The organism is Draconibacterium halophilum (assembly GCF_010448835.1).
GTDB lineage: Bacteria > Bacteroidota > Bacteroidia > Bacteroidales > Prolixibacteraceae > Draconibacterium > Draconibacterium halophilum.
This window is the reverse complement of the sequence record NZ_CP048409.1, coordinates 1,502,031-1,524,065: the sequence shown is the minus strand read 5'-3', so window position 1 is coordinate 1,524,065 and position 22,035 is coordinate 1,502,031. Positions and strand designations below refer to the sequence as shown.

Sequence of the window (22,035 nt, the reverse complement as noted above, 5' to 3'; positions counted from 1 at the left end):
ATATAAAATCTAAAGACATAATAGTTCATAACTATTGTTTCATAATTTTTTGGGTTATAAAATCGGTTAGTAGTTGAAGGTTGATGAGCCAGACTGTAGGGTCTGGCTTTTTCTTTGCCCTTATCCAAGCTATCTCAGCTCTTTCTACTGGTGTAAATTATGGAGTATATTTTATTCGATAGTCCAAATTTTCATTTCAATATCCGTAGAGGTTTTTTCAAAAAAGGCGATAAGCAAAATGTTGAAATTATTTCCATTCTAGTACTCGTTTCATTAATGTTAATTTCATATTGAAAACTAATCCCTTCAATCGCTTATAATTTATAGATATAATGCTGATATTTGTCACCAAAACAGATGCTATCCAATATTTTGCGATTTTGGGTACTCTAATCAGCTACAGAGAAAATCAATTAAAAAGCAAGCTACATGTTTAAAATTCAAACGCTGAATAAGATTGACCCCGATGGTCTTAAATTATTCCCGCTCGACAATTACGAGATTGCAAGCGAACTTCCAAATCCGGATGCTATTGTTTTGCGCAGTTTTAAAATGCATGATGTTGAAATTCCATCGTCGGTAAAAGCTGTTGCAAGAGCCGGAGCCGGTGTAAATAATATTCCAATCGAGAAATGCACCGAGAAAGGAATCGTAGTTTTTAATACACCGGGTGCCAACGCCAATGGTGTAAAAGAGGCTGTAATTGCCGGAATGCTATTATCGTCGCGCGATTATATTGGAGCAGCAAATTGGGCAAAAACACTAATTGGAGAGGGCGACAACGTTTCTTCGTTAGTAGAAAAAGGAAAAAAGAACTTTGCGGGGCATGAAATAAAAGGAAAAACGCTGGCTGTAATCGGATTGGGTGCCATTGGTGTTTTGGCAGCGAATGCAGCCACCGCACTCCGCATGAATGTAATTGGTTACGACCCATACATGTCGGTAAAACACGCACTAAAACTTAGCCGCGAAGTAGAAGTAGTTGAAGGTATTCAGGTGTTGTTGCAAAAAGCCGATTTTATTACCATCAATATTCCATTGTTGCCCGACACAAAAGGATACATCAACAAAGACAAATTTGCCATGATGAAAGATGGCGTTAAAATTCTGAACTTTGCACGTGGAGGTTTAGTAGACCACAGCGATTTAAAAGTTGCTATCGAATCGGGAAAAGTAGCTAAATACATTACCGATTTCCCTGATGAAGAATGCCTAAAACTGGATAACGTAATTTCAATTCCTCACCTGGGAGCATCAACAAAAGAGTCGGAAACCAACTGTGCCATTATGGCGGTTGATCAAATGCGCGACTACCTGGAGAACGGAAATATTAAAAACTCGGTAAATTTCCCTGCAGCAGAATTGGAGCGCAACGGTGGAAGCCGCATCCTGATCGGAAACCGGAATATTCCGAATATGGTAAGCCAGATTTCAACTGTATTGGCTGCCGAGGGATTGAACATCGATAATATGCTGAACAAAAAACGCGATGATATTGCGTATAACATTATCGATGTTGATGCCGACACAATTAATGACAGCGTAAAAGAAAAACTGTTGGCTATCGACGGAATCTTTATGGTTCGTTTGATTAATGCATAAGACAACAAAGGTCATAGGAAAATACTATATCGAGAAGGAGAATCGGATTCAAATCTGGTTCTCCTTTTTTATTGTCTATAATTGTACACCGCTGATTGCTAAATTATTATTAATAACAGGCAATGCGTCTGTCCAAGTCCCTGTTTTTTACTATTTTTGGCGCTCCTGTCCTGCCTACAGTAAATTGAAATTAAATTGAAAAAAATGAGTAAAAGTATTGAAGTAAGAGCAGCTGATAATGTTCGTATTCTGGCTGCTGCAATGGTTGAAAAAGCAAAATCGGGCCACCCTGGCGGAGCAATGGGTGGAGCAGATTTTATTAACATCCTTTATTCTGAATTCCTTAATTACGATCCATCGGACATGACATGGGCAAACCGCGACCGTTTTTTCCTCGATCCGGGTCATATGTCTCCAATGCTTTACGGAATTTTATCATTGGCAGGATTTTACAGCATGGATGATGTTGCCAATTTCCGTCAGTGGGGAAGCGTAACTCCGGGACACCCTGAAGTAGACGTTGAACGTGGCGTCGAAAATACTTCCGGTCCTCTGGGACAGGGGCATGTTATGGCTCTTGGAGCAGCCATTACCGAGCGTTTTTTAGTTGCCCGTTTTGGCGAATGGATGTCGCATAAAACATACACATTCATCTCTGATGGTGGTGTTCAGGAAGAAATTTCACAGGGGGCAGGGAGAATTGCAGGTCACCTGGGATTAAGCAACCTGATCATGTTCTACGATTCTAACGACATTCAGTTATCGACAGAAACCGACGAGGTTACGAATGAAGACACTGAAATGAAATATAAATCCTGGGGCTGGAACGTTGTTACAATTGTTGGTAACGATGCTGATGCGATTCGTAAAGCATTAAAAGATGCCCAGGCAGAAACTGAAAAACCAACCCTGATAATTGGTAAAACAATAATGGGTAAAGGAGCCATTACTGAAGCTGGTGAATGTTTCGAAGGGCAATGTTCATCTCACGGTCAGCCATTATCAGGCGCCGGAGCATCATTCGAAAAATCGATTGAAAATTTGGGTGGCGATCCTGAAAACCCATTTGTTATTTTCGACGACGTTAAAGAATACTACGAAGCACGTAAGGCTGAGCTGATTGAAGCAGCTGCAGCGAAAAAAGCAGAACAAGAAAAATGGGAAGCTGCAAATCCTGAATTAGCCGTAAAACTAAAAGCTTTCTTCTCGAACAAACTTCCGGAAATCGACTACAGCAAGATTGAGCAAAAAGCAGGTGTTGCAACACGTGGTGCTTCTGCAGCTGTTCTTTCAGTATTTGCTAACGAGGTAGAAAACATGATTGTTTCATCTGCCGATCTTTCAAACTCGGATAAAACCGACGGTTTCCTAAAAAATACAACTTCATTTAAGAAAGGTGACTTTACCGGACAATTCCTGCAAGCAGGTGTTTCTGAGTTAACAATGGCCGCCATTATGAACGGTATGGCATTGCACGGAGGTGTTATTGCTGCAAGTGGAACATTCTTCGTTTTCAGCGATTATCAGAAACCAGCAGCCCGTTTGGCAGCATTACAAGAGCTACCGGTAAAATATATCTGGACACACGATGCTTTTCGTGTTGGAGAAGATGGTCCTACTCACCAGCCGGTTGAGCAGGAGGCACAAATTCGCCTGTTAGAAAAATTACAAAACCACAACCACAAAAATTCGATGTTGGTACTTCGTCCGGCCGACGGAAACGAAACTACTGTCGCATGGAAAATGGCTATGGAAAATACAGAAACTCCAACTGCACTTATTCTTTCGCGCCAGGGAATTAAAGACGTTACTACTTACGAAACTGCCCAGGGAGCTGCAAAAGGGGCCTACATTCTTCAGGATTGCGAAGGTACTCCTGATGTAATTCTGTTGGCAAGTGGATCGGAAGTAAGTACATTGGTTGACGGTGCCGAGTTGCTGGCAAAAGACGGTGTAAAAAGCCGTATCGTATCCGTTCCTTCTGAAGGGCTGTTCCGTTCACAAAGTGCCGAATACCAAAAAGAAGTGCTGCCTGCAGGAATTACTAAATTTGGCTTAACTGCCGGATTGCCTGTTACACTTGAAGGCTTGGTAGGAATGGACGGAAAAGTATTTGGACTTGAATCATTTGGGTTTTCTGCTCCTGCCGGAGTGTTGGATGTTAAACTGGGTTATACCGGTGAAAACGTATACAACCAGGTAAAAGAATTATTGGCATAAGAATAACAATAATCATACATCAAAAGGTGCTTCATTTATGAGGCACCTTTTTTTATATCACAGATCTATTTATACGTCTCAATTTTATTATATTACACCCCGGATAGGAGTAAAGTATCATATTCTTTTTCAAGAAAACCAAGGTAATTAAGTAATGAAAAACCGAGCTGACCAAAAAATTGCACACCTCCATAAAATCATTGATACCTCACGTAAAATTCAACGTTTAATAATTTCAGAGAAACAACCGGAATCCATACTCGATAAAACCTGTAAGGTACTAGTTGATACACGTGGTTATTGTTTTGCCTGGATAGCTCTTTTTGATGATGAGCAGCACATTAAATACTTTACCAGCTCCGGAGATGCTTCAATTATCGACAATATTGATACAAAGCTCCTATCAAACGGACTTTTAGAAAAGCTACGGCAGGACATTTCAGATACAACCGAATCCGTAATTACTAATTTACCTGCTGAGCTCCTTAACAACCTCGACACTAAAACCTGGACTCCTTTTCTAGCTCCGATAAAGGAAAATAAACAAACATTAGGTGTATTATGCGCCGCCATTCCGGCCAAGGATGCCATACACCCTAAAGAAGAAATTGGCTTTGTTGATCTGTCAAACAATATTACCTATGCTTTATCAAAATTTAAACAGAACAAGGAGTTAAAAAAGTCACTGAAACAGCTGGAAGAACAGAAAGAATATTTTCGTTTTCTCTCCGAATCATCATTTGAAGGGATAATAATTCACGATAAAGGAACTATTCTTGAAGTAAACCAAACACTACTAAAGATTACAGGTTATTCGCGAGAAGAGCTGGTTGGGAAGAATCTGTTATCGGGTTTTATTGTTGAACAAGACCACCATAAAGCGCTTGCAAGCATACAAACCGAAAATTCTAAACCATTTGTTGTTGGCGCCAAGAAAAAGGACGGAACCATTGGCTATGCAGAAATTGAAGCCCGTAGCATTCCATACAAGAGCAAAATAGTAAGGATAGCTGCAGTTCGCGATGTTTCTATACGTTTTCAATTGCAGGAAGAAATAAAAAAGAATAAGGAAAAACTAAATCGACTACTTGATAATCTTCCGGGAGTTGCTTATAACTGTAAAAACGATTCATCCTGGAGTATGAATTTTATGAGCGAGGGAAGCTATCAGCTTTTTGGTTATCATCCCAATGAACTGACAGCGGGTGGTTCAATAAATTACGACGACATCATTCATCCTGATGACAGAGATGATATCAGGAATACGATTCAAAAAGCAATTAACACAAAAGGAAGTTTTGAATTAGAATACCGGATAATAACCAAACAAAACGAATTTAAATGGGTTTGGGAACGCGGAAAAGCTGTTTATAACAACGATGAAATTTTACTGGAAGGATTTATTAGTGATATCACCCGAAGAAAAAAGCTGGAACAAACGAACGAAATGTTGTCGAAAGCGGTTGAATCAAGCTCGGCAAGTATTTTAATAACCGATGCAAATGGAAAAATTGAGTATGTAAATCCGTACTTTGAAAGAAACTCAGGATATCGGAAAAAAGAAGTTATTGGCAAAACGCCAAACATTCTTAGCTCCGGCAAGCACGACAATCTTTTCTATAAAAACTTGTGGGATACTATACAATCCGGGCAAATTTGGAAGGGAGAATTAAAAAACAAGAAAAAAAACGGGAAATCTTATTGGGAGCAAGCCAACATTTCACCAATTTTTGACAAGAGCGGGCAGATTACCCAATTTGTTGCCGTAAAAGAGGATATTACCGAAAAAAGGCGCACAGTAAAAGCATTAAAAATGGCCAAACAAAGAGCCGAACAAAACGAGAAAAGATTTAAAGCACTGCATAATGCCTCATTCGGAGGGATTGCCATACACGATAAAGGACAAATTTTAGATTGTAACCAGGGATTAAGCAACATTACAGGATACGCATACGATGAACTACTGGAAATGGATGGATTGCTGCTAATTGCCGAAGAAGACCGCAAGCTGGTTTTGCATAATATTAAACGAGAATACGAACAACCTTACGAGACTTATGGGCTTCGGAAAAATGGAGAAAAATACCCGTTGCGACTCGCAGGGCGAATGATTCCTTACAACAATAAGAAAATTCGCGTGGTTGAGTTTAGAGATATTACCGAACAAAAGAGAATAGAAAACGAGCTTATTCGGGCTAAAGAAAAAGCTGAAGAAACGGACAAACTAAAATCTTCGTTTCTGGCAAATATGAGCCACGAAATAAGAACACCAATGAATGGTATTCTGGGCTTTACAGAATTACTTAAAGAACCCGATTTGTCGGAAAAACAACGCTCGGAGTTTATCGACACCATCCAAACCAGTGGAGAGCGGATGCTTAGTACTATTAACGATATTATCGATATTTCGAAAATTGAATCGGGAATGGTACTGCTTAGGATGCAGGACATTAATCTTATCGCATTTATCAACGATCTGTATAACTTTTTTCAGCCGATGATGCGCAAAAAAAATATCGATTTTAGTGTAAATGCAAACAATGGGCACCCGATTAGTTTATTCCACACCGACCCCGATAAGCTACACTCCATTTTAACGAACCTGATTAGAAATGCCTATAAATTTACCGCCTCCGGAGCCATTGAATTTGGCTACACTGCTGATAATGGAACAATAAAATTTTATGTATCTGACACCGGAGTTGGCATTCCTGAAGAACGTCAAAAAGCCATTTTTGAACGATTTGTACAGGCCGATATTGCCGACTCGAGAGTGTTTGAAGGCTCGGGACTGGGCCTCACAATTACCAAATCGTATACCGAAATGCTAAATGGTACAATAAGTATGGAATCTACTTTTGGCGAGGGTAGCACCTTTTCTGTCATGCTTCCCATTCCACACTCTGAAAATGCGGAAAGTACCAACGGAAACAAAAATGAAAATAGTAACAGGAGTCTGTTGAATTATAAGCTGAAAATATTAATTGCCGAAGATGACGCAGTATCAGTAGCTCTCCTGAAACTTTTGCTTAATGATATTGCTACTGAGTTACTGGTTGCTAAAAACGGGAAAGAAGCTGTTAAAATTGCAAGCCAAACCCCTGATATCAACCTAATTTTAATGGATATAAAGATGCCGGTAATTGATGGTTACACGGCAACAAAAAAAATACGGGAGTTTAACAAATCAGTATCAATTATTGCACAGTCGGCATTTGCACAAACCGACGATATAAACAAAGCGCTTAGTGTCGGATGCAATGATTTTGTTTCGAAACCAATTAATAAGAAGCACCTGTTTGAAGTCATAAAAAAGCTTTTTAACCCGAATAGTATGCGCCAGTAACACTATTCAACAGGGCCTTAAAATCACCCATAAACTGAAAAAGTTCGTTTGCTTCCCTGCCGAAAAAGTTCGGCAGAGGACAAAAACACATCTAATCTGTCATAAATCCTCTTACACAACACTGTGTACAGCTAATGTTTCAAGAAATGTACAACCAAAAAAAACCGTAAATAAAGGCACATGTGCAAAAAATCATATCCTGATGTTACTAAAATTTATATGGTATTATAACCACAACAGTTTAAGCCAGAAGGAGAAGATTAAATCCGCCTCATCTCATAAAAAAGAAAGGCACACCTAAAAAAGATGCGCCTTTCACTATTATATCTCCTTTGTATGAATTACTCAATCAGACTCAACGATTGTTTTGCAATTTCCAGCTCTTCGTTGGTTGGAATAATCAACACCTTAACCTTAGCTCCATCCACGTTTATTTCGTGAACACCGTCTTTTCGGTTCTTATCTTTTTCTTCGTTCCAGGTAATACCCAAATAATCCATGTCTTCGCAAACCATTTGGCGTACTGATGTGTCATTCTCGCCAATTCCAGCAGTAAACACAATAGCATCTACACCATTCATGGCAGCGGCATAGCTACCAATGTATTGTTTTACACGATATGCATACATCTCCAGCGCAAGAATAGCCACCGAGTCCCCTTCGCTCTGACGTTTTTCCACATCGCGCATATCAGTTAATCCGGTTAATCCTTTCATTCCGCTTTCCTTATTCAACAGGTCAGAAATCTCCTGAACAGAATATCCCTTTTGCTGCGCCAGGTAGAAAATAATTGCCGGGTCGATATCTCCCGAACGGGTTCCCATAATCAATCCGCTCAAAGGTCCCATTCCCATCGTTGTATCAACACATACGCCACCTTTTACGGCAGCCATAGACGCTCCGTTACCCAGGTGTATGGTTACAATTTTTGCATCAGGATTTCCTAAATACTCAATCGCTTTCTCCGAAATAAATTTGTGGGAAGTTCCGTGAAATCCATATTTACGAATACGCAATTCGCTATAGAATTTCTCGGGCAAAGCATAACGGAATGCTTTTTCAGGAATACTTTGATGAAAAGCCGTATCAAAAACGCCAACCTGCTTCGCATTTGGAAATACTTTCTCCGCCACTTCAACACCAATCAGGTTCGCCGGATTGTGCAAAGGTGCCAAAGGGAATAATTCTTTAACTTTTGCTTTTACCTCATTGGTAATCTCCACTGTTTCAGTAAAAGTTTCGGCGCCGTGCACCAAACGGTGACCAACAGCTTTAATTTCAGATGGATCGTTGATAACGCCAACCTTCTTGTCCATTAACAACTCTGCAACACGTTTTAATCCTACTCCATGATCAGGGATTGGGAATTCTTCAACAGTCTTTTCTTCCGAACCATTGATAAATGTTTTGTGTTTGATCAGCCCCTTTTCCAGGCCAATTCGTTCTACAATACCACTCGACAAAGGCAACTCTGTTTTCATGTCAATTAACTGATACTTAATTGACGAGCTACCTGCATTAATTACTAAAATATTCATTTTTAAATATATCGTTTAAAGTTCTGGTAACAGGCAAACCGCTGGTATTTCTACCAACATGTTATAGCTGTTATCGTAAAATTATGATTTTACGTTTTAAAACCCTTCCTGAGCCTGAATAGCTGTAATAACAACGGTATTAAAAATATCGTCGATAGTACAACCGCGGCTAAGGTCATTAACCGGTTTGTTTAAGCCTTGTAGCATTGGGCCAATGGCCAGTGCTCCGGTTTCGCGTTGTATGGCTTTATATGTATTGTTACCGGTGTTCAAATCCGGAAAAATCAGCACATTGGCTTGCCCGGCCACTTGCGAATTTGGCATTTTACTTTTCCCAACAGTCGGATCAACTGCCGCATCGTATTGTATAGGTCCTTCAATTTTCAGATCGGGACGTGCAGCAACAGCTTTCTCGGTGGCAGCTCTTACTTTATCAACTTCAACTCCGGTGCCTGACGTACCCGATGAATACGACAATAATGCAATTTTTGGATCGATTCCAAATGCGATTGCCGAATCTGCCGATGTAACAGCTATCTCAGCCAACTGATCGGCATTTGGACTAACGTTTACTGCACAGTCACCCATTACCGAAACATGATCATCAAGACACATAAAGAAAACGGATGAAACGGTTTTAACACCTGGTTTGGTTTTTACAAACTGAAGTGCCGGAATAATGGTGTGTGCTGTAGTATGTGCAGCTCCCGAAACCATGCCATCAGCATGTCCTTTGTAAACCATCATTGTTCCAAAATACGAAACATCAGCCATAGCATCGCGTGCCATATCTTCAGGAATATTTTTATGTTTACGCAGTTCGTGGTAAGTTCTCCAGTAGTCTTCGTAGTATTCCGACTCTACCGGATTTATGATTTTAATATTACCATTGATTTTCACTCCTATTTCAGCAGCTTTGGTAACTATTTCGTCGCGTTTACCCAAAAGCGTTATTTCAACTACTCCCTGATCTACCAAACTTGAAGCAGCTTGCAGAATACGGGGATCGTTACCTTCGGGCAGAACAATATGTTGTTTCTTCGATTTGGCTTTTGCAACCAGGTTATACTGGAACATATGTGGCGTAACAACATCGGTTTTGAAACTCCTGAATTTATCAATCAGGAAATCAGTATCCACATACTTTTCAAATGTCGAAATACTTAAATCAATTTTCCGTGGTATTCCCGGATGCATTTTAGGTTTTACATCGGCAATCTTTTTGGCGGCAATAAAAGTTACATCGTCAACCAAAATAATGGGGACAATATTGGGCAACCCTTCAATTAGTCGTACAATTTGAGGTTCAGGTGCAATTCCTCCTGTTATAACAATACCGGCAATGCTCGGATAATTGGCCGAAGCATTGGCCTGAAGTGCTGCTAATATAATATCGGAACGGTCGCCCGGAGTAATGATCAGACTGTTCTCCTCTACCCTGTCGAGGTAGTTGCGCAACTGCATTGCACCAATATCGTAGCGATCGGCCTGCTTACATAACAAGTTTTCGCCAAACAGAACTGTACCTCCAAGCTCTTCATTTATTTCTTTAATTGTAGGGCTTCCGAGTTTTTTAATTTCAGGAATGATCTCTATCGAAGTTTCGGCAGGAACGACCTTGCTCAATTCTTCCCTCATCAAATCGCAATTTCCGGCTTCAACACGGTTCATTATAACCGATTGTACAACTACATCTCTTTCAGCAAATGATTTTATGGCCAGATCGAGATTTGCAATAGCACTGCCCATATTTTTATCTTTTGCAGAGCTAACCAAAATTGTAGGTATCGAAAGGTTTTTTGCAAACTCAATATTCAGGTCGAATTCAAAAGATATTCCTTTACTGTCAAAATCCGAACCTTCTACCACAACCACATCAAATTTTTCTTTAAGCTGCTTGTAACAATCAATAATCTGATCGATAAGGCGCGCCTCCTGTCCCATGTTTTTGTATTTAACCACCTGCGACATAGTAAAGCCATAAGCATCTTTATATTCCATATCGAGGTTAAAATACGATATCATGGTTTCAATATGATTATCGTGAACTCCCTTAGGAGTGTCGTTAATGATAGGGCGGAAATAACCGACCTTGCTTACTTTTGAAAGTAATACTTTTAAAACACCCAGCGTTACAAGCGACCTGCCTGTGTTACTTTCGGTATTTGTAATATAGATTCCAGTTTTCATTCGAAAAATTTAAACTCCGTATTTTATTTATTCTTGTGTAACGAACACCTGTGGGTTATTAGATGATTCGTATAGGTTGTGTTGAATAGTGGGCAAAAATACAAAAGAAATTTTCTTGTCATTCAGCATTCATCTTAATTAACTGTTAACAGAGCAAAATTTCACATTTTGGTGAAATTAGCACCTGACAATCATCATTTTGTCAACATTTTAATAATGTTTGACAAAACAACTGAGAAGTAAATCAGTAAAAAAGAATTGAGAATTTACCAAGATTAAAACTCGTAATAAACACCCGTGTAAACACCAATCCGGTAAGGACGATAATCAACATCAGGGTTGGAGTTAATCGAGTTGAGGTAATAATTCAGGCGAGGCTCCAGCGCAAACGAGAAATGTTTACCAAGCATATAGTTTACACCTACACCAATTGTCCCTGAGAAATTTAGCGTTGAGATATCGGCCGTACTTCCAATGTTTTGTACGCCATAATCATTATCAAGGTAAGCATTGTTACCAATTACAAAACCGGCGTTAATTCCCCCAAGCAGCTCAATTCCTACTTTTTTATCGAGCACACTGTAACGTAAATACAAAGGCACTTCCACAAATTCGAATACCTGCGAGAACTCACCATCAGAATATAGCCTGTTTGCCGCAGCATCGGCGGTGTTTTCCAAATTCGCTGATATTCTGGCGCCACGTGGCGCTGTTTTCATTTCAATTATACCGGCTGTACTGTTCATAGCAATTCCGCTGCTTCCGGTTTGAACTAGATTTGAAAAGCCCGGTCCTACTTCTGGTGCTACACTATAAACCAAATCATTATCAGAAGCAAACAGATTAAATGAGTTATTTGCTTTTTGCCCGTCTTTGGCATAATAAAATCCACTCTCAACACGCAAACGCTTGCTGGTTTTGTATTGTACAGAAATACCGCCACCAACATTGCTTCCGCCATTATCGCTGTCATAGGTCATATTTCGGGCGTAAGTATCGTTGTGACTTGCCGAGTGCGAAGAATAACCGGGTGAAACATGCGCTCCAACAATCCAGCCGTGTTCCTCCTCCTTTTGTTCATACAAATTACGAAGGTTGGCGGCAATCAGCATTTCATCAGCAACAAAGCTTTTATCAATTTCAGTGTTAGTGCTCCTGTGTTCTAAAGTCACATTGGTGTTTTTAGTGGTAAATTCCGCCTTTATTCGTTGCAACAAGCTGTAGTTTTCCTGAGCACGTTCGGCCACAAGTTGATCGGTTTCAGAATAGTTTTGCTCCGCAGCAAGAGTCACCTCCGCAAACGATTTGCTTTCAGCAATTGTAGTTGTATTGTTTAATTTTGTTTTAGTATTAATTTCGTCTTCGGCCTCCGCAAGTTGGTCAGCTCCTAATTCCAGGCTATTATCGTTTGGCGAAACGGCCGATTCGTCATTGCTTTCGGGTGTAATTTGTTGTTGAGCCATTGCTGGTTCTTCAACAACGGTTTTGTCATTGAAGTACCATCCGGCAATAAAAGCCAGTACGACAACTGCAGCCGCGGATAACCAACCCGCATAAGCCAGACGGCGCTTTTTCCGCTGCTCGATTAATTGGGTGTTAATATTGTCCCAAACATGCGACGGTGGTGCAACCGAAAAGCCATCAAGCTTTTCCCTGATCGAATCGTCTATATTTAGTTTCTTGCTCATCCAACTGTATAATTTCTTGTTTCCTTAATATCTCCATAAAGTTCTTTTACCCGGCGTTTCAAAATGTCTCTGGCGCGTGCCAGATTCGATTTTGATGTTCCTACGGTAATTTTCATCTCTTCACTAATTTCCTTGTGGTTCATTCCTTCAATAACAAAAAGGTTAAAAACCATTCGGTAACGAGGTGGTAGTTCCTGTATTACTGCAATCAGTTCCTTGGCTGAAATTCCGGCCAGAATATCATCCGAGACATTTTGCCGTTCGTAAATACTCACATCTTCAACCGGATGCATAACATGTTGTTTCCTAAATTTTTCCAACGAAACATTTACCATTATCCTCCTTATCCACCCTTCCAAAGAACCTTCGTGCCTAAAGCGGCCAATATTCTGAAACACCTTTATAAAACCATCTTGCAGGTTGTCTTCCGCCTCGGTATTATCTTTGGCATAGCGCAAACAAACCCCAAACATTTTTGGTGCAAATAGTTGGTATAATTGTTCCTGTGCACGATTTTTTCCCGAAGCACAATCGTTTATTATTTTTTTCAGGTCTTCCAAAATCTTTCGCAAATAACATCCAAAAGTACAGATAAAAAAGTATTGATTTCCATCTTTTTTTTGGCATCTGCTTTAACTGTTAGTTCTCTCAAGCTAAAACCACTGGTTAGATGTGCTGTTGTTTTAAAAGGTTGCGTTGGGTTGGAAATTCTTTAACCTTTGTTACGCAACCTTAACTTGTTTATTTGCATCTATTGGTTGTAAATTTGTAAAAACCTTTATTATGAAATCTTCTTTATCACTCCTTTTACTTCTGTTCCTAATCGTTGTAAGCTCTTGTAGCACCACCAACGACGATCCGAATCCCATAAAAACTATTGAGCTGGATGAAAAATCGGCCGAACTGATTGAAGCCGAGAATGAATTTGGACTTGAACTCTTTCAGAAAATATATGCTGAAGAAGTAGAGTCCGATAATATTATGGTATCGCCACTAAGCGTAAGTCTGGCACTGGCCATGACCTACAATGGCGCCAACGGCGAAACTAAAACTGCCATGGAGGAAACACTGAAAGTTTATGGTCTTACACCCGAAGAAATAAATGAATCATACAAAACACTTGTGGCTGCACTGCAATCGCTCGACCCGAAAGTTGTGCTGGAAATTGCCAATGCCATTTATTATCGTGAAGGATTTCCGGTTGAAGACGATTTTGTTTCTATAAACAGGAATTATTATGATGCTGAAGTGGAGGCTCTTAATTTCGGCTCTCCGCAGGCAGTAAATACCATCAATGATTGGGTGGCCAATAAAACCCATGAAAAGATTGATAAGATACTTGAAAACATTAGCGGCGATCATGTAATGTTTTTACTGAATGCCATTTATTTTAAAGGAATATGGCAATCGGAATTTGAAGAAGACGACACCGAAGATTTGCCTTTTTATTTGCAAAACGGATCAAGCATACAAGTACCAACAATGCAAAAGACCGAGTCGTTGCCTTATTATTCGAATAATCTGTTCAGAGCTGTAAAATTGGCTTATGGCGCTGGCAATTATAACATGTTTGTTTTTCTTCCGCAAGAAGAAAATACAGTTGAAGATATTGTTGACGAGCTAGGTCTTGACAGCTGGAAAAGCTGGATGGCAGGTTTTACCGACACGGTCAATATCGACCTAAAGCTGCCACGCCTTAAATACAAATACGAAATAACATTAAACGATGTGCTAACCGATATGGGAATGGGAATTGCGTTTAATAACGGTGCCGATTTTACAGGAATTAGCAAAGGAGGCAATCTACAAATTGATTACGTAAAACATAAAACCTTTATTGAAGTAAATGAAAAAGGCACCGAAGCTGCAGCGGTAACAGTTGTAGCAGTTATTGTAACATCTGTAGGTCCACACAATATGCAGTTTAATGTAAACCGCCCGTTTTTATATGCCATTACTGAGAAAGATACTGATGCAATTCTTTTTATGGGAACTGTTAAAAATCCGCAAAGTGAGGAATAGTAAAAAATAAATGTAAACGATGTGCGTTATACATAAAATTATAAGCCATGAAACGATTAGTCGCAATGCTATCCGTATTTCTTATCGTATTTACAAGTTGTCAGGACGATGATCCGATATCGTTTGATGCAAAAGGTACCGTTGTAGATTATGCCGGTGCCGGCGATTGTGGTTTTATCATCGAGCTCGATAACGGCAATAAAGTTCAGCCCCTGTACTATCCCGATAGTTTTACTTTTTCGCAGGGACAGCGGGTGCTGGTTACCTACACCGAGCTTGACAATGTTTATGTAAGCTGCGATCAGGGCGTACCTTGCGAGGTAACTTACGCCGAAGAGTTGTCGTGCTCGCCGTATGTCGATCTTTATTTTGAAAATTACGATAGTCTGGCCCGCGATCCGGTTCATCTACACGCAGCTTATATGGATGGCGACTGCCTGTATTTTAAAATCTCATACAGCGGAGGATGTCAGGACCACACTATAGATTTGGCGCGCATGCATCCATGGACGGCAAGTAGCTCCACTGTTCCAACATTTGAGATTAGACACAACGCTAACAACGATTTGTGCGAAGCGTGGTTTACCCGCGAGTTCCGTTTCGACCTGTCGGATTTAAAAGCCGAAGGAAAAACTGAATTTGTGCTTACCGCCAAACTTATTGATGATGAGGTTTACAATAAAATATTTCAGCTAGATTAGGTATTCCACTAATTTTGCTGCTTAGTTAGTTCTCCGAAGGGTTGGTTGAAAAACCAGCCCTTTATTTTTTCTTGACACGGATTACATTAGACCGTATATTGCAGGAATAATAAATTAACACAAATCACATGAAAAACACATTTTTATTATTGCTAATCATTCCGGCGCTTTTGTTCTCTTGCGACAAAGTTGACGAGATCAAAACCATTGAGTTCGACACCACATTGTCGGTGGCTATTCCGGTTACTGTTGTTGAACCTACTGCCCAATTATCCAAATCGGCCGAAGCAGAATTTTCTTTTTCGCAATCGCAAACCATCAGACTTAGCGATATAGACGAAATTTCGAACTATTTGGACAAGTTAAAAGCGATCGAGATTAACGGTATGGAAATAGCTTTCAGTAACCTGGGGGAGGGAGAAGAGATTAACTCCATCGATATTTCGGTGACAGGTGCCGGAACTTTAGTGACCTTAACAAATATCTCGGCGAATAACACTGTTCAAAACCCGGATGTTGATAATGCTGTACTCATGCAAGCTGCTACAATTCTGAATGCAACAAAAGAAGTTGAGCTTACAGTTTCGGGCACTACTAATACTGCACCGATGAACTTTATTGTAAACATGGACTTTGATTGCCATATTGAAGCCGAAGCTATCTAGCGGATTTTGGGCTTCGAAAACGATCCGATCCGTATTGCAAAAACAATACAGATCGGATTTTTTTATTTAAAACCATTGGTGTCCGGTAAATATTACACAGATTTCTCACTTCGCTCGAAATGACAAGGCATTGGTGGTCTTTGTTCAATAAAGCTAAACCGGCGGTTAAATTCATTTCAATAAAAAACGGGGAACAAAAATTGCACCCCGCTTTTGCGTTATATTGTTATTGGTTTAAAAAATGCTGTATGAAATACCTGCCGACATACTAATGGTTGTTTTTGCATAAGTTTCGTCGTAGCTGCCAATTCCTGCATGCGTAAAAGTTACCGTATCATCTTCGTACATAGTATTTGCAACACCTGCGTCAAAAGTCAGTTTATCCGTAATGTTCCACATAATTCCACCGGCCAATGTATACGATGAGTTGCTATAACTAAAGTCGCTCTGGTACTGAGGTGTTACGCCATTTTTCGAGCGCATTCCCCCAACACTAAAAGCAAAGTTTTCGGCTACATTAAACTGCAAACCAAGCGCCAACTCTGTGTAATTACTTTCAATATCGCGATGTACCTGCTCGCCCAAAGTTGAATAACGAATGTTGTTACCATAGTCAACACCTTTATCGAAATACATGTTGAATGAAAGCTGCGCTTCTAACCAATCGAGACCGCGATAGCCAATACCCGTAGTTAAAATTGCCGGAATATCATTCGACGATTCGGCTCCGTCAGGGAATAAACCCATGTCGTCAACTTCTGTCTCATTTTCAAGGGTAAGCTTGGTTTCAAACTCATATTTTAATGCAAAAGTCCAGTCGTTGTTGGGCGAATAATTAAAACCAATAATCGGTGTAAAACCCATTCCTTTTTGTTTGGTTTTAACTTCCTTGTCTCCCACCTGGGTGGCGGTTCCGGCTAATGTTTGTGCAGTTCCCGAAAGTAATGTCGCCGTAGATGTCAATTCATCTCCAGCAGCAGAATATGTTCCTTGTACCTGAAGCGCATTCATGACATTAATTTGCGCTTGCGGCACACCTATAAGTTGCAAACCTCCTTCTATTTGAGCACGTGTAGTAGCATCAATTACGCCACCGTTCTCTAGGTCGGCAAGTGTTGCAGTTCCATAACCTGCATCAATAACCGGTTGCATAGTACTTGCGGTGCCATACATTAGGTCGGCACCGGCACTTGCTTGTCCTGCAAATCCATTAACCTGACCTGATGCACCATTTAACCACGTTGCAGCATCAACTCCGTTTAGCTGTATGTTACGAATTGCTCCGTCGTATTTATTTGTAGAAGGCATTAAACGCAATCCTCCATAAAACGAAAACTGGTCGTTTACTGCATAAGAAGCTCCAAGCTGGATTCCCCAGAATGTTGAAGATGCTTCCAAAGCCATATCCAAATCGTAAGATGTTACTGCCAGCGCAGGATCAATTTGACCCAATCCGGACAATTGCCCGGGAATTAAGGAAAAAGGAATTTCCAAAGTTGGGATTCCTCCCGCAAATTCGGCAGTACCTCCCCCTCCAATCGGACCAATACCAATTGAATAGGCCCAGTTATTTTTTTTGTAAACTGCATATATATCAGGATAGACAGGAATTGTTGTTTCTCCTGTGTAATGACCTGAATTTAAGGTAGGAAATTGTGTGTCGATGTCGCGGGTTTGTAAAATAGTTTGGCTGTAGAAAGCAAAATGCCAGCCATCTTCCATTTTTACCAAACCTGCCGGATTATAGAAAACAGCATCAATTTCCAATGCTGCATTGCGCGACAACATACGAATATATTGTGCACTTTGGTTGTAGTTAGTTAATAAACCTCCTGCAAAAGCAAGTTGAAGTAGCATGGAAAATGCCACAATCAATGTCAATTTTTTCATTTATGTCAAGTTTTTATTAAAGATTTTTTTCCCTTCATTTAACAATAGTAATTCCGAGAAATATACGGTTACTGTAGTTGATGCCTGAGCGGCAAATTTAAAACTTATTCTTAAATACAAAAACTTCGAGATTGATTTTCAGCTTTTTATGTCTTTTTCGAACACCTTCGTCACTTATTCGAATATGCTCGTACAAAAAAACCCGAGTTAAATACCTCGGGCTCTTTATATTGGAAAAATTATATAATCTAAATGTGTATCACCTCATCGTAAGCGGCAGCGGCAGCTTCCATAATAGCTTCGCTCATTGTTGGGTGCGGGTGAATGGTTTTGATCAACTCGTGTCCGGTAATTTCAAGTTTTTTGGCCACAACCATTTCGGCAATCATTTCTGTAACATTACCTCCAATCATATGTGCACCAAGCAACTCACCATACTTCGCATCGAAAATTAATTTAACAAAACCATCTTTTTGTCCGGCTGCACTTGCTTTTCCACTGGCCGAATAGGGGAATTTACCCACTTTAATTTCGTAACCTTCTTCTTTTGCTTTTGCCTCGGTTAAACCAACCGATGAGACTTCAGGGCTGGTATAAGTACAACCGGGAATATTTCCGTAATCTATTGGTTCCGGATTCAGGCCGGCAATTTTTTCAATACAGGTAATCCCCTCTGCCGATGCTACGTGTGCCAATGCCGGTCCGGCAAGAATGTCGCCAATGGCGTAAATACCGTCTACATTGGTTTTATAATATTCATCAACTTTAACGCGACCGTTATCCGTTTCAACACCTAATTCTTCCAAGCCAATATTTTCGGTATTTGGTGCAATTCCAACTGCCGAAAGAACAATGTCAGCCTCAACCACTTCTTCGCCTTTTTTGGTTTTAATGGTTACTTTGCACTTGTCGCCCGAAGTATCCACGCTTTCAACCGACGAGCCGGTCATCACTTTCATTTTCGACTTTTTAAAATTGCGCTCCAGTTGTTTGGCTACTTCTGCATCTTCGTTAGGGACCAGTGTCGGCATAAATTCAACCAGCGTAACTTTGGTTCCTATGGAATGATAGAAATAAGCAAATTCGCTGCCAATAGCACCCGATCCTACAACAACCATACTTTCAGGCTGTTTTTCAAGCGTAAGTGCTTTGCGGTATCCAATAATTTTTTCGCCGTCTTGTGGCAAGTTTGGTAATTCGCGCGAACGTGCACCTGTTGCCAAAATAATGTGTTTAGCTGTGTACGAATTCTTTTTGCCGTCATCGTCGGTTACTTCAACCGTATTTTTATCGGTTACTTTTCCCCAGCCAAAAATCGATTCAACTTTATTTTTCTTGAACAGGAATTGAATTCCCTTGCTCATTCCATTGGCAACGTTGCGGCTTCTTTTTACCATGGCACCAAAATCGGGTTTCACTTCTCCTTCAATGGCTACACCATAATCGGCAGCATGGACAGCATACTCAAAAGCCTGTGCACTTTTCAGCAACGACTTTGTAGGAATACAGCCCCAGTTTAAACAGATTCCACCCAGGTTTTCCTTTTCTACAACAGCAACTTTTAATCCGAGCTGCGACGCACGAATTGCTGCTACATATCCGCCTGGTCCGCTACCTATAACTATTACATCGTAATTCATTGTATTTTGAAATTTATTGATATTTGATTTATGTAAGTAACACCTCACATAAAGAAAGGTTCTAACAAATCTACTTCTTTTAAGACGCAATTAAAAGTGTAAACAGTATGAATTTTTTCCTAAAAAGAAGCAGGCAAAAAACATAGAGAAATTCTATCTTTTTTGCCTGCTTTCTTGCTACAGTTATTTATCTGTTTAAAAAAAATAACTCGGCTTATTTTAATTTTGCGTAGGTATTTAGTAATTCGGTAGCTGCAATAAACGAACTCATCTGATCGGTGAGCACGTAGTTTTCGAGCACTTTCAATTTCTCCTTAATTTCGGGATGATCATAAAAGTTTCTTTTCAGGTTTTCTTCAATGGTTTCATACATCCAGTAGGTAGATTGTTCGTTTCGTTTACGGAAAAAATACCCGTTGTCAATAGTCTGTTCCCTGTATTTTTCAATTTGATCCCAAATGGCATCAATACCGGTTTTTTTATAGGCTGAACAGGTTAGCACGTTGGCTGCCCAACCCGAATCTTTGGAAGGAAAAAGATGAATGGCGTTTTTATATTGCACTTTTGCCATTTCTGCCTTTTCAAGATTGTTGCCGTCGGCTTTGTTTATGGTAATCAGGTCGGCCATTTCCATAATTCCACGCTTTATGCCCTGTAGTTCGTCACCCGCCCCGGCCAACATTAGCAACAGGAAAAAATCGGTCATGGAATGAACTGCTGTTTCGCTTTGCCCCACCCCAACAGTTTCAATAAAAATATGATTATAACCAGCAGCTTCGCAAAGAATAATGATTTCGCGCGTTTTTCGTGCAACTCCACCCAACGATCCTGCCGATGGACTGGGACGAATGTAAGCATTGCTGTCGCTGGCTAATTCTTCCATTCGCGTTTTATCGCCCAAAATACTTCCTTTGGTACGTTCGCTACTCGGATCAATTGCCAACACGGCAAGCTTTTCTCCTTTATTCGTCAGGTATTTTCCAAGTGCCTCAATGAAGGTACTTTTCCCAACTCCAGGCACACCGGTTATTCCAATACGAACTGATTTGCCGCTGTGTGGCAAACACTTTTGTATAACTTGCTGAGCTATTTGTTGATGTTCCGATTTCGAGCTCTCAACCAAAGTAACAGCTTTACTTAAAAGTGTGATATCGCCATCTAAAATCCCGTTCACATATTCATCAACCGACAGCAATTTTCTCTTCTTTTTCAAAAATCGCTGTATCGAATCGTTGTTAACCGCTTCCGGCTTTTCAACTCCCTCATTCACGAGTAATCCTTTGTACTTCGGATCGTTTTCTATATGGTGTTTATTGTTTTCTGACATCGGTATTAAATTTATCGTTTAAAAGTACAGCAAAAAAGAAGGTGCTGCAAGTTTCACCTGCAACACCTTCTGAAATATTGACTTTAAATAAACTTATCCTGCACTGGCAACAACAACCTGGCTTGAAATACGCAATGTTGATGTTGGTGTTTTTGGATCGTTGGTAATAACAGTGATCGATTTACTCTGACGACCACGTTTTCCGCGCGAATCGAAAGTAACTTTAATCGGTGCTGTTTCACCCGCTGCAATTACCTTTTTCGAAGGAGCCACAGCAGTACAACCGCAAGATGAACGAACTCTTCTGATAATTAAATCAGTTTTACCATTATTCGTCAACGTAAAAGTATGTTCTTTTTTATCGCCTTGATTCATTTCGCCAAAATCAACTGATTTTTCGTTGAAATTAGCGACAGGAGCGTTTGCCAATTCTTCAGGTGAAAGTTTCGAGAAATCTTCTTCGATGGTAGCACTTACTCCTACTGAATTTTTGTAATTGTTGCTTCCGTCTAACGACAAGTAAATACGATGTGATGCAAAGCCAAACGTATTAGCAGCATCCGAATCATAAGTTACAACCAATTTACCTTTGCCTTTTGCCGGAATAGTTTGCGGTTCAGCTTTAGCGGTAAGGTGTTTTGGTACTGTGCGAAATCCTACTTCAACAGGTTTATCGGTATCGTTAACCAATTCCAATTCTTTTGTTACGGTTTCGCCCTTTTTAATTTTCGCAAATGAGAGGTAGTTTGATTTCACTCTCAAATCACCAATTTTTCTTGGATACTTCTCAGCCAATGTCTTTTCGCGTGGCTCAACTTTTCCGTTAATTCGTAGAACAACAGTACGGTTTTCAGCATTCGAACTAACCGTTACCGACTTATTAAATGAACCCGGACGGTTTTTAGGATTATAACTTACATCGATGCTTCCGCTTTCTCCGGGGGCAACAGGTTCACGTGTCCATTTTGGAGTGGTGCAACCACAAGATGCACGAACATTAGATAATACTAATGGAGCTTCTCCTTTGTTTGTAAAATTAAATGTTGTTTTCTGCACACCGTCTGATTCTTTAAACGAACCAAAATCGTGTGATTGTTCTTCAAAAACAATTTTTGGAGTTCCCTGGCCCATTGCTGAATTAAAAGCAACAACCAGTGAAAAAACTGCTAATAGTTGTAAAATGCGTTTCATAATTTATTAATTAAA

General features: G+C 40.1%; 14 protein-coding genes. 6 read left to right on the top strand and 8 right to left on the bottom strand.

Annotation, left to right across the window (positions count from 1 at the left end; genetic code table 11):
* Positions 1-429: 429 nt before the first annotated feature.
* The 3 genes from G0Q07_RS06100 (at position 430) to G0Q07_RS06090 (ending at position 7,168) form a co-directional block, all read left to right on the top strand.
* Positions 430-1,602, top strand: coding sequence for a phosphoglycerate dehydrogenase (locus G0Q07_RS06100; RefSeq protein ID WP_163345250.1), 1,173 nt, complete (start codon positions 430-432; stop codon positions 1,600-1,602).
* A gap of 204 nt (positions 1,603-1,806) precedes the next feature.
* Entirely contained in the window at positions 1,807-3,822 is a 2,016-nt protein-coding gene (locus tag G0Q07_RS06095) for a transketolase family protein (protein ID WP_163345249.1), read from the top strand.
* Between the two features lie 154 nt (positions 3,823-3,976).
* Entirely contained in the window at positions 3,977-7,168 is a 3,192-nt protein-coding gene (locus G0Q07_RS06090; protein ID WP_163345248.1) for a hybrid sensor histidine kinase/response regulator, read from the top strand.
* A 341-nt stretch (positions 7,169-7,509) separates the two neighbouring features.
* Here G0Q07_RS06090 and G0Q07_RS06085 read toward each other — a convergent pair whose 3' ends face one another.
* The 4 genes from G0Q07_RS06085 to G0Q07_RS06070 form a co-directional block, all read right to left on the bottom strand.
* On the bottom strand, positions 7,510-8,706 hold the full coding sequence (locus G0Q07_RS06085) for an acetate/propionate family kinase (RefSeq protein ID WP_163345247.1): 1,197 nt from the start codon (positions 8,704-8,706) through the stop codon (positions 7,510-7,512).
* 96 nt (positions 8,707-8,802) lie between these two features.
* The gene (gene pta / locus G0Q07_RS06080) at positions 8,803-10,896 is read right to left on the bottom strand and encodes a phosphate acetyltransferase (RefSeq protein WP_163345246.1); all 2,094 of its coding nucleotides are present in this window, start codon (positions 10,894-10,896) and stop codon (positions 8,803-8,805) included.
* A gap of 275 nt (positions 10,897-11,171) precedes the next feature.
* A complete protein-coding gene (locus G0Q07_RS06075) occupies positions 11,172-12,584 on the bottom strand; it encodes a porin family protein (protein ID WP_163345245.1) in 1,413 nt (470 codons plus the stop codon).
* Positions 12,581-13,144, bottom strand: a complete 564-nt coding sequence (locus tag G0Q07_RS06070) for an RNA polymerase sigma factor (protein ID WP_246222996.1) — start codon at positions 13,142-13,144, stop codon at positions 12,581-12,583. The genes G0Q07_RS06075 and G0Q07_RS06070 overlap by 4 nt, the downstream gene beginning before the upstream one ends.
* A gap of 223 nt (positions 13,145-13,367) precedes the next feature.
* Between G0Q07_RS06070 and G0Q07_RS06065 the strand changes: the two genes are divergently transcribed.
* The 3 genes from G0Q07_RS06065 to G0Q07_RS06055 all read left to right on the top strand — a co-directional run bounded on the left by G0Q07_RS06065 (position 13,368) and on the right by G0Q07_RS06055 (position 15,972).
* On the top strand, positions 13,368-14,606 hold the full coding sequence (locus tag G0Q07_RS06065) for a serpin family protein (protein ID WP_163345244.1): 1,239 nt from the start codon (positions 13,368-13,370) through the stop codon (positions 14,604-14,606).
* Positions 14,607-14,653: 47 nt separating this feature from the next.
* The gene (locus tag G0Q07_RS06060) at positions 14,654-15,307 is read left to right on the top strand and encodes a NigD1/NigD2 family lipoprotein (RefSeq protein WP_163345243.1); all 654 of its coding nucleotides are present in this window, start codon (positions 14,654-14,656) and stop codon (positions 15,305-15,307) included.
* A gap of 128 nt (positions 15,308-15,435) precedes the next feature.
* The gene (locus G0Q07_RS06055; RefSeq protein ID WP_163345242.1) at positions 15,436-15,972 is read left to right on the top strand and encodes a hypothetical protein; all 537 of its coding nucleotides are present in this window, start codon (positions 15,436-15,438) and stop codon (positions 15,970-15,972) included.
* Between the two features lie 234 nt (positions 15,973-16,206).
* Here G0Q07_RS06055 and G0Q07_RS06050 read toward each other — a convergent pair whose 3' ends face one another.
* The 4 genes from G0Q07_RS06050 to G0Q07_RS06035 all read right to left on the bottom strand — a co-directional run bounded on the left by G0Q07_RS06050 (position 16,207) and on the right by G0Q07_RS06035 (position 22,020).
* On the bottom strand, positions 16,207-17,862 hold the full coding sequence (locus G0Q07_RS06050; RefSeq protein WP_163345241.1) for an OmpP1/FadL family transporter: 1,656 nt from the start codon (positions 17,860-17,862) through the stop codon (positions 16,207-16,209).
* A gap of 248 nt (positions 17,863-18,110) precedes the next feature.
* On the bottom strand, positions 18,111-19,502 hold the full coding sequence (gene lpdA / locus G0Q07_RS06045) for a dihydrolipoyl dehydrogenase (RefSeq protein WP_163345240.1): 1,392 nt from the start codon (positions 19,500-19,502) through the stop codon (positions 18,111-18,113).
* A 214-nt stretch (positions 19,503-19,716) separates the two neighbouring features.
* Complete coding sequence (gene meaB, locus G0Q07_RS06040) at positions 19,717-20,829, bottom strand: methylmalonyl Co-A mutase-associated GTPase MeaB (protein ID WP_163345239.1); 1,113 nt, start codon at positions 20,827-20,829, stop codon at positions 19,717-19,719.
* Positions 20,830-20,922: 93 nt separating this feature from the next.
* On the bottom strand, positions 20,923-22,020 hold the full coding sequence (locus G0Q07_RS06035; protein ID WP_163345238.1) for a DUF1573 domain-containing protein: 1,098 nt from the start codon (positions 22,018-22,020) through the stop codon (positions 20,923-20,925).
* Between the last annotated feature and the right edge of the window lie 15 nt (positions 22,021-22,035).

Coding starts and splice junctions, on each gene's coding strand:
- G0Q07_RS06085 (WP_163345247.1), bottom strand. CDS start 8,706: ATGAATATTTTAGTAATTAATGCAGGTAGCTCGTCAATTAAGTATCAG.
- G0Q07_RS06065 (WP_163345244.1), top strand. CDS start 13,368: ATGAAATCTTCTTTATCACTCCTTTTACTTCTGTTCCTAATCGTTGTA.
- G0Q07_RS06090 (WP_163345248.1), top strand. CDS start 3,977: ATGAAAAACCGAGCTGACCAAAAAATTGCACACCTCCATAAAATCATT.
- pta (WP_163345246.1), bottom strand. CDS start 10,896: ATGAAAACTGGAATCTATATTACAAATACCGAAAGTAACACAGGCAGG.
- G0Q07_RS06095 (WP_163345249.1), top strand. CDS start 1,807: ATGAGTAAAAGTATTGAAGTAAGAGCAGCTGATAATGTTCGTATTCTG.
- G0Q07_RS06035 (WP_163345238.1), bottom strand. CDS start 22,020: ATGAAACGCATTTTACAACTATTAGCAGTTTTTTCACTGGTTGTTGCT.
- G0Q07_RS06075 (WP_163345245.1), bottom strand. CDS start 12,584: ATGAGCAAGAAACTAAATATAGACGATTCGATCAGGGAAAAGCTTGAT.
- G0Q07_RS06055 (WP_163345242.1), top strand. CDS start 15,436: ATGAAAAACACATTTTTATTATTGCTAATCATTCCGGCGCTTTTGTTC.
- G0Q07_RS06060 (WP_163345243.1), top strand. CDS start 14,654: ATGAAACGATTAGTCGCAATGCTATCCGTATTTCTTATCGTATTTACA.
- G0Q07_RS06050 (WP_163345241.1), bottom strand. CDS start 17,862: ATGAAAAAATTGACATTGATTGTGGCATTTTCCATGCTACTTCAACTT.
- lpdA (WP_163345240.1), bottom strand. CDS start 19,502: ATGAATTACGATGTAATAGTTATAGGTAGCGGACCAGGCGGATATGTA.
- meaB (WP_163345239.1), bottom strand. CDS start 20,829: ATGTCAGAAAACAATAAACACCATATAGAAAACGATCCGAAGTACAAA.
- G0Q07_RS06100 (WP_163345250.1), top strand. CDS start 430: ATGTTTAAAATTCAAACGCTGAATAAGATTGACCCCGATGGTCTTAAA.